Here is a 9,248-nt window from a genome sequence, read left to right as displayed (position 1 = left end):
GCCATCGCGGTGCGCCAGTGCCGGGCGACCGCGAGGACACCGATGATCTCGGTCGCCGGGCACTGGCTGCGCTCGGCGACGGCGCCGGGGAAGACGGCCGAGTGGGCGGCGCTCGCGGCCGAAGAAGCCAACCGCGCGCTGGCTTTCGACGAGGCGGCACGATTCCTCGCGATGGCGCTGGACGCGCGAGCGAAGACCGGACTGTCCAAAGTGGATCGAGCCGGGCTGTTGCTGGACCTCGCCGTCGCCGAGTACCGGACAGGCCGGTTCGCGCGGAGTCTCGAACACGCGCGACGCGCCGCCGACGCCGGGCTCGTCGCCCGCGCGGCGCTGGTGGTCCGCGACGTCGCCGCGCCGGATCTGCTGCCCGGCATCCGTGATCTCGCCGCCCGCGCGCTCGCCGAGGACGGAGTCGACAAGGCGACGCGGGCGCGCCTGCTCGCCCACAGCGCGTCGGTGGAAGCCGACTTCGGCCGGTTCGCCGAAGCGGGGACACTCGCCGAAGAGGCCTTCGCGCTCGCTGAGGAGGTGGGCGATCCCGAAACGCTGGTCGACGCCGTCCGTGCCCGGATGAAGGTCGATCCGGACAGCCTTCCGTTGTCCGAACGGCTGCGGCTCGGGGCGCTCGCGGCCGAACTCGGCACGCGGACCGGGCAGCCGCTGGTCTCCTTGTGGGGCCACAAATGGCGGATCGACGCGGCGCTGGAGGACGGGCGGATGGCGCTCGTCGACGACGAGCTGGTCGCGGTGACGACGCTGGCGCGGTTGACCAGGCTGCCGTTGATCCGCTGGCACGATCTGCGGCTGCGCAGTTCGGTGCTGGCGTTACGAGGGGATCTGGCGGAGGCGCGGGAACTCGACTTCGAGGCCGAGGAACTGGCCGACACCGAACTCGCGGACGACTTCTCCGCCAAAGGGATGTCGTACGCGTTCCGGACGCAACTCGTGTTGCTCACCGGCGATGTCCAAGACCTGCGAGGCGACTACGGGACGCTCTTGGATCTGGCGCCGCACCTGCCGGTCACCCTGGTCTCGCGGCCGCTGCTGAGTTTGCTCACCGGCAAGACCGACGAGGCGCGGGTGCGGTACGAACAGCTCGTGCCGCTGGTGCGCAGCCCGGAGTTCGCCCTGCACGCGACCGGCGCGCTGCCCAATCTCGTGCCGCTGGTCGAAGCCTTCGAAGACGTCGAGATGGCGGAGTATCTGTTGCGGCGTCTCGAAGAAGTGCGGCCGGTCGTGGCCGGGGGCGCCGGCGTCTTCGGTACCGGCTCGACGCTGGAGCAACCCGCCCGGCTCAACGCCGTGCTCGGCAGGCACGACGAGGCGATGCGGTTGTTCGAGCAGACCATCGCCATCAACGAAGGCATCGGCGCGCGACCCGGCGTCGCGTGGGCCCGGCTGTTGCTCGCCGAAGTCCTGGTCGCCCGAGGCGATCTCGATCGCGCGCAAGGGATCGCGCGCGAGGCGTCGGACGAGCTCCGCCGGCTCGGCCTTCCCGGACCGCTCGCGCGGGCTTCCGCACTGCTCGACCGGATCCGCGCCGGACGCCGTGCCGCCGACCCGCTCAGCGGCCGGGAACGCGAGATCGTCGCCCTGCTCGCCGACGCCCTGAGCAACCGGAAGATCGCCGAACGGCTGGTGCTTTCCGAACGCACGGTGGAAAGCCATGTCCGGAGCATCCTGGCGAAACTGGGGCTGGCGAACCGGACCGAGGTCGTCGCGTGGGCGAGCCGGGAAGGCGTCAGGGACTGACGGCCGCAGTGCCGAGGATCCGGGCGACGACGGCGTCCAAGTGCTTGTCGAGGAAGAAGTGCCCGCCGTCGAAGACGTCCATCTCGAACGAGCCGGTCGTGTGCTCGCGCCACTTCTCCACGTCAGGCACGTTCACGACCGGATCCGCGTCGCCGGTGAACGCCACGATCGGGCAGGTCACGCCGGGGCCCGGCCGGTAGCGGTAGGTCTCGATGGCCTGGTAATCGCCGCGCAGCGCTGGCATCGCGAGTTCGAGGAGGTCCGGGTCGCCGAGGACCGTCATGTCCGTGCCACCGAGCCGGTCGACCTCGGCGAGGAACGCGGCGTCGTCGGAGAGGTGGTGCCATTCCTCTTTGAGCACGTCCGGTCCGGAGCGGGCCGAAACGAACAGCGCCGCCGGGACGACGTCACGCGCTTCGAGCCGTCGCGCGACCTCGAACGCGATGACGGCGCCCATACTGTGCCCGAAGAGCGCGAACGGTCCCTCGATCGCCGAGACCACGTCGACCAGCCTTTCGGCGAGGACGTGGAGATCGGCGATGACCGGCTCGGCGAGGCGGTCCTGGCGGCCGGGGTACTGGACGGTGTGCACGTCGACGGCGGGGGAGAGCGCCGCGGACAGCGAGTGATACGCGCTCGCCGAACCGCCCGCGTGCGGGAAGACGACGAGCCGCGTCCCGGCCGCCGGCGCCGGGTGGAAACGTCGCGTCCAGCCGCGCGGAGCCTGCACCGCCATCGGAATTCCCCCAATCCGCGCGGAAAGCCCGCGCACCCTCGGAATGTACGGGGGAGCCGCGGAGTGAGTCCACGGTGTGCGGGCTTGTTCACTGTCCGGGCGGCGGGACGGCCGGAGCGGGACCGGTCGTCGAGCACCGGTCCCGCTCCTCTCACCCCACCCTGGTCAGAAGGTGATCGTGAACCCGTCGAGCGATCCGGTGTCGAACCGGTAGACGTCCTGGGCGCTCAGCTTCCAGGTGCCGTTGGCGTTCTCCCCCGAGGCGTCGACCGTGTACGTCTCGTGGACACCGCCCGCGGAGCCGACCCCGCCGGAACCCTTCAGCCGGTACGTCTTGCCGCTCGGCCCGATCAGGTCGAGCACCAGATCGGCCGTGTAGGTGTGGCTGACGTCGACCTTCACCGGCAGCGACGAAGACGCCCTGCCGTCGCAACCCTCCTGCGTCACCGTGCTCGTCACCGCGGCGCCTGCGTCCGGGATCGACACCGGGGTGGTGTTCGACTTCGTCCCGCACTTCGGCGCCGGGCCACCGCCGCCGATGAACGAAACGTTCAGCAGCTTGTTCAGCGAGCCGCTGCCAGGGTTCTTGACGACACCGTCGGAGGCGTTGTTCACCAGCGCGTCACGCACCTGCTTCGGCGTCGCGGACGGGTTGGCCGCCAGGTAGAGCGCGGCCGCGCCGACGACGTGCGGCGTCGCCATCGAGGTCCCGCTCATCCCCGCGGACCCACCGTTGGTCGGGCTCAGCGACGTGATGTTGGTGCCCGGCGCGAAGATGTCGGTGCAGCTTCCGTAGTTCGAGAACGACGACCGGTTGTCGCTGGAGTCCGTGGCGTTCACCGTGATGGCCTCCGGCACCCGCGCCGGGCTGGTGTTGCAGGCGTCGGTCGAGGCGTTGCCCGCCGCGACGCCGTAGACGACGCCCGACGCGATCGACTTCTTGACCGCGTCGTCGCCGACGCCCGGTGCGTCCATGCCGAGGCTCATGTTCGCCACGGCCGGCTTCTTCGCGTTGGCCGTCACCCAGTCGACGGCGTCGATGATGCCGGAGTCGGGCCCGGAGTTGTCGCAGCCCAGCACCTTCAGCCCGACGATCTTGACCTTCTTGGCGACCCCGTAGGTCTTGCTGCCGAGGGTGCCGGCGGTGTGACTGCCGTGGCCGTGGCAGTCCTTGCCGTCGCCGCCCATGAAGTCCTTACCGAGGCTCGCCCGGCCTTCGTACTCCGGGTTGGCCGGGTTGATGCCGCTGTCGAGGTCGTACGCGGTGACACCCTCCCCGCTGTTGTTGTAGGTGTACTTCTTGTCCAGCGGCAGGGACTTCTGGTCGACGCGGTCCAAGCCCCAGGTCGGGTTCGTCTGGGTTTCGGTGCCGCGGGCCGTGCCATCCTGGTAGACGGCCTTGACCGACGGGTCGGCCGCGAGCCGCCGGGCCTGCTTCTCGGTCATCTTCTTGACCGAGAAGCCGTTCAGCGCGGCGGACCAGGTGGACCGGACCTCGCCGCCGAACCGCTGGGTCAGCGAAGCCGACGACGCCTGCGCTGTCGCGAGCCCGTCCTTCAGCACCACGATGTACTGGTCGCCGTAGTGCTGTTTCGCTTGTACCACGACACCTTCGGCTTCGGCGGCGACCGCGTTTCCGGCGCCGAGCGCCAGCAGGGGCGCCAGCGCGCCCAGTGCCAGCAGTAGTTTCCGATGGTTACGCATGGGAGATCACCTCAGGATTCCGGGAGGTCACTGGACGGTGAGCGTGTACGTGGCGGTCGAGGTCTTGCCGGAGCCGTCCTTCGCCGTCACGGTGATCGGATAGGTGCCCGCCTGGAACGGCGGGAAGACCTGCATCGTCGAGGTGCCGCCGCTGGAAATGGTCTGCGGGGTGAAGAACGGCGCGAACGGCAGGCCGGAGCCGGAGGCCGAGAGGGTGATGGAACCGCTGCCACCGGTCACGGAGACCTTCGTGCTGACCATGGAACCCGGCCGTGCGGTGCCCGAAGCGGGGTTGAGCGTCACCTTGAGGTCGCCCGGCTCGCTGCCGCCCTTGCCGACGGTCAGGGTCAGCGTGGTGGTCGCGGTGTCGGTGTTCCCCTTGCCGGAAACGGTGATCGTGTAATCCCGTTCCGGCGTGCCCGCCGCGGTCTCGATCGTCAGCTTCGCCGTGTCACCGGACTTGATGGTCGAGGGCTGGAAGGTCGCCTTGGCACCATCGGGCAGACCGGACGCGGTCAGCGCGACGTCCTCGGCACCGTTCTTGCCCGGCTTGCTCGTGATCGAGGTCGAGACGTACTTGCCGGGGTCGACCTTCGCCGAGCCCGGCGCCGCCGCGAGGGTGAACTTGTCGGTGCTGGGGACCTCGCCGATCTGCTGCTTGACCCAGTCGCCCATCTCGTTGTTCAGGCGGCTGTAGACGCTGTACCACTTGAAGTCGCTGCGGCTCCACGACGTGATGCCGACGACGACGCCGTTGACGACGAACGGGCCGCCGCTGTCACCGGGCAGCACGGTCTTGCGGCCGTCGGAGTACCCGGCGCAGATCATCGTCGCCGGGTCGACGCCGTTCTCGACGCCGGTGCACTGGTTCGCGTCGACGATCGGCAGCGTCAGCTTCTGCAGGGTGACGTCGGCGGGGCTGTCGTTCTGCGTCTTCTTGCCGTAGCCCAGGCTGAAACCGTCCTTGCCCGGGGTCTCCAGGCCGGTGTCGGCCGACGTGGCGACCTTGGCGTAACCGCCGGCGGGGACGGGGATGTCGGCGTCGGTGGTGATGATCGCGACGTCGTACCCGTTCCAAGGCTGGGTGAACTTGGGGTGGAGCTGGTAGTCGACGGCCTTGAGCTGGGTACCGCCGGTGCTCTTCAGATCGTCCAGTCCATAAAGGACGGACTTCTCGCCTGCCAGTTCCTTGCAGTGCGCGGCGACCATCACCTTGCGGGGCGCCACGACCGAACCGCTGCAGCTCTGGCCCTTGGGCCGCGAGCCGCCTTCACGCAGGGCGGCGATGGCGAACGGGTAGTCCTTCACCGAAGCGGGTGCCCCGCCGATGCCCTGGGCGTGGGCGCCGTCGGGGATCCGGACGTCGCCGGTGGGGGCGATCGCCGACGTGGTCGGCTGGGGCGCCGCCCCGGCGGTTCCGGCGGTCACGGGGATCGACAGCGCCGTCACACCCAGTGCCAGCAGGCCCAGGATTCTTTTTCTCTGCACGGTGTTTCCTTTCGCAGGGGAGGGAAATCAGAAGGTCAGGCCGAAGCTGTCGAGCACGCCGGTGTCGAACCGGTAGACGTCCTGCACACGCAGCTTCCAGTCGCCGGACCGGTTTTCGGCCGAGGTGTCGACGGTGTAGGTCTTCGAGAGGTCGACGGAGCTCTCTCCGCCCGCCTGCTTGAGGTTGACGACCTTGCCGCTCGGCGTGACGAGGTCGATCTTGAGATCGGCCGAGTACGGATGCTTGATCGCCACGGCCACCGAAGTGCCCGAAGTCCCCTTGGCGTCGCAGGAACCGATGGTCACGGTGCTGCTCACGGCTTCACCCGCGTCGGGGACCGCGACGTCGTCGGTGCTGGTGCCGCCCGCGCAGGAGGGCGGGTTCGGCGTGCCTCCGCCGAGGAAACCGGTGTACAGCAGCTTGTTCGGCGAGCCCTTGACGTCGGAGATCTTGCCGGGGGTGGCGTTGTCGACCAGCGCCGTGGCGACCTGCGCCGGGGTGGCCGACGGGTTCGCGGTCAGGTAGAGCGCGGCGGCGCCGGCGACGTGCGGGGTCGCCATCGAGGTGCCGCTCATCTGCTGCGTGCCGCCCCCGTTGCGGGTGGAGGTGATGTTGCTGCCCGGCCCGAAGAGATCGGTGCAGGTCCCGTAGTTCGACGACTGCGAGGAGTTGAAGATCGACCGTTTGTCCTGCGCGTCGCTCGCGGCGACCGTGATCGCCTCCGGGGTACGCGCCGGCGAGACGTTGCAGGCGTCCTGGCCTTCGTTGCCCGCGGCGACCGTGACGGTGATCCCGGCGCGGACGGCGCCCTGGACCGCCTGGTCCACGGTGGACGTCGCGCCGCCGCCGATGCTCATCGTGAGCACCGCGGGCTTCTTGGCGTTCTTGGTGACCCAGTCGATACCGGACACGATCGTCGACCACGGCGCGCTGGAGTTGCAGCCGAGCACGCGGACGGCGACGATCTTCACGCCTTTCGCGACGCCGTAGGTCGTGCTGCCGACGGTTCCGGCGACGTGCGTGCCGTGGCCGTGGCAGTCCGAGGCGTCGCTGTCGCTGTCGACGAAGTCGTAGCCGCTGCTCGCGCGGCCGCCGAACTCGCTCTGCCGGTAGTCCGTGCCGGTGTCGAGGACGTAGACCGTCGCGCCGTCGCCCTTGTTGGCGTAGCTGTACTTCTTGTCGAGCGGCAGGTCCTTCTGGTCGATCCGGTCCAGCCCCCAGGTGGGGTCGTTCTGGGTGTCGGTGCCGTGCGCGAGGGCGTCCGGTTCGACGGTGGCGACCGCCGGGTCCGCGGCGAGCCGCCGTGCCTGCGCTTCGGTCATCCGGCCCGCGAAGCCGCGCAACGCGGAGTCGTAGGTGCGGGTGACCTGACCGCCATAGCCCGCGGCCAGCGAGTGGGCGTCGGCGGTGGACGCCTGTCCGGCCTTGAACGTGACGAGGTACGCGCCCGGAATGGCGTCCGGGCCGCCCTTCAGGACGGTCTGCCCTCCCGCCGCCGCGGCGGGGGCGGCGAAGGCGGCTGTCGCGAGGGCGAAGGCCAGGCCGGTGAGGGCGACGGCCCTTCGTGGACGGAAACTTTCACGCATCGGCATACTCCTGAAAGTGGGGAATCGGGCGTCGGGGAGCAGGCTGAACGCGCCGCCACCTCGCCGTGACAACAGTGAATTTCCCGGGGTCCGAGAACAATAGTGGTCTTCTCGACAGGGCTACCCAATAAATTCGCCAGCGCTCTGACCTGCTGGTTCACTGCCGTAAACCGCGCTGATCGATAATTGCGATAATTTATTCGAGCCGTAGTGCCAATGAATAAGGGACCCTATCTATCGGTGCGGGCGTGAAGGTGTCGAAGGAATTGCCGGAGAATGGACTTTCAGGCGGTCTTCGGCGTGGAGACGCGTTCGCGCAGCAGTTCTTCACTCAGTACCGCGCGCGAAGGCAGGTCGAGTTTGCACAGCGCCCGGCCGAGGTGGACCTCGACGGTGCGGGCGGAGAGGAAGAGCCGTTCGGCGATCTGGCGGTTGGTGAGGTTCCGCGCGGCCAGGGTCACGACCTCGAGTTCGCGCGGGGACAGGGCCTGGCCGTAACCGCGGCGGCCGCGCCGGGGGATGCCCGGGTCGTGGGCCGCGAGCGCCCGGCGGCACCGCTGAGCGTCCACAAGGGACTCCAGTGTCCGGTAGGTCGTCTCGGCCGAGGTGAGCGAGCCGAGGATCCGCCGTTGGTCGCCGAGTTCGATGTAGCACTCTCCGGCGAGTTCGTGCGCGCCCGCGGCGGCGTAGGGGCGCGGCAACCCCTGATAGGACAGGGCCGCCTGGCTGAACAGTTCGGCCGCTTCGGCCGCCTGTGATCGGGCGAGCAGACCCCGGCAGAGCAGGTCGGCGGCGTGGGCCAGAGGTGCGTCGCGGCCGTCGATCCCTTCCCGGTATTCCGCCACCAGCGTCTCGGCCGTCCCGGTCTCGCCCTGACCGAGCAGGACCCGGACGGCGAGGGGCAGGAGTTCGGCCGCCCACACCCAGTTGTTCTTGCGGCGCACGTTCTCGAGGCCGAAGTCGGCGAGACGGCGGGCCGCCGGGAGATCCTTGCCCGCGAGCCGGACCGCCACCCGCCCGGCGAACGCGGACGCCTGGAGCGGCGCACTCCCGGCCGCGAGGGCGAAGGCGCCGTCGAAGTGGCGCAGGGCCGCCGCCCGACGTCCGCGTCCGAAGTCGTGCCAGCCGAGCGCCAGCAAGGGTTCCGCGGCCAGTGAACTGTCCTCGCCGACCCGCTCGACCAGCAGGCGGGCTTCGGTGTCCACAGTGGACGACGTACCCATGACGACGTCGAGGCGCAGGTCCGTCCCGGCGGCCAGCGCCTCCAGATAAGGCTGGTGCTCGTCGTGGATCAGCCGCCTCGCCGTCGCGAGATACGCCCTGGCCACCGGGTAGTGACCGTTCCACGCGGCCGCGTCGGCGAGGTTGACGTAGGTTCGGCTGACCTGCCGCCGGACGTCGGCCGAGCGGGGTGCGTCCGGCAGCGTGCCGACGTCCTGCCAGACCCCGGGATCGGCCACCTGCATCCGGCCGGACATCCGGTTCGCGGTCACCGCGGCGAGGACCTCTCTGTCGCGGATCCCTTTGCTGGCCTGCTCGGCCTGACCGAGCCAGCGCAGATTCTCCTCGACCGGGACGGCGCCGACGTGAGGGAGCGCCAGGGTGACCAGGCCGCGGGCGAGGAGCGCGCGGTGGTCGGAGAGGTCGGCGACGGCGAGCTGGATCTCCGAGCGGCCGGCGTCGATCTGCGCGGTCTGGTTGATCAGCACCCGGCCGAGGTTCAGCCGGATCTCGCCGCGGGCGGCCTTGCTCATCGGCCAGTCGCGCACCGCGGTGCGCAGCAACCGCATCGTATGCTCCCGGACCAGCCCGTACGCTGTTTCCCTGCTGAGCCGGACGGCGAAGTTCTCCCTGTCCGCACGGGAAAGGCCCTCGTCGCCGAGCGCGGATTCGAGCAACCGCACCGCTTCGTCCGGTCTGCCCTCGGCCGCGGCCCGGTCGACGGCCTCCGACGTCCACCGGACCCATTCGCCGACGTCGC

Annotated in this window: 6 protein-coding genes; 1 reads left to right on the top strand and 5 read right to left on the bottom strand. The window is 69.9% G+C overall.

Translation table 11 applies throughout. The features are described 5' to 3' along the window. Positions 1-1,752: LuxR family transcriptional regulator (locus tag H5J31_RS38700; protein WP_181777622.1), on the top strand; the 1,752-nt coding region annotated here is incomplete at its 5' end. On the opposite strand, the gene H5J31_RS38695 is transcribed toward H5J31_RS38700, so the two are convergent. The 5 genes from H5J31_RS38695 to H5J31_RS38675 form a co-directional block, all read right to left on the bottom strand. Further along, complete coding sequence (locus H5J31_RS38695) at positions 1,742-2,488, bottom strand: thioesterase II family protein (RefSeq protein ID WP_181777621.1); 747 nt, start codon at positions 2,486-2,488, stop codon at positions 1,742-1,744. The two genes, H5J31_RS38700 and H5J31_RS38695, sit on opposite strands and share 11 nt — an antisense overlap. Before the next feature lie 165 nt (positions 2,489-2,653). Then, positions 2,654-4,192, bottom strand: a complete 1,539-nt coding sequence (locus H5J31_RS38690; protein WP_181777620.1) for a S8 family peptidase — start codon at positions 4,190-4,192, stop codon at positions 2,654-2,656. A gap of 27 nt (positions 4,193-4,219) precedes the next feature. Beyond that, complete coding sequence (locus tag H5J31_RS38685; RefSeq protein ID WP_181777619.1) at positions 4,220-5,680, bottom strand: trypsin-like serine protease; 1,461 nt, start codon at positions 5,678-5,680, stop codon at positions 4,220-4,222. A 27-nt stretch (positions 5,681-5,707) separates the two neighbouring features. Further along, entirely contained in the window at positions 5,708-7,267 is a 1,560-nt protein-coding gene (locus tag H5J31_RS38680) for a S8 family peptidase (protein ID WP_181777618.1), read from the bottom strand. Between the two features lie 284 nt (positions 7,268-7,551). Then, on the bottom strand, positions 7,552-9,248 hold a 1,697-nt coding region (locus H5J31_RS38675; RefSeq protein ID WP_236005652.1), incomplete at its 5' end, for a LuxR family transcriptional regulator.

Source organism: Amycolatopsis pittospori, assembly GCF_013870525.1.
GTDB classification, from domain to species: Bacteria; Actinomycetota; Actinomycetes; order Mycobacteriales; family Pseudonocardiaceae; genus Amycolatopsis; species Amycolatopsis pittospori.
The sequence above is the reverse complement of the archived record's forward strand: the minus strand, read 5'-3'. Positions and strand labels throughout refer to the sequence as shown.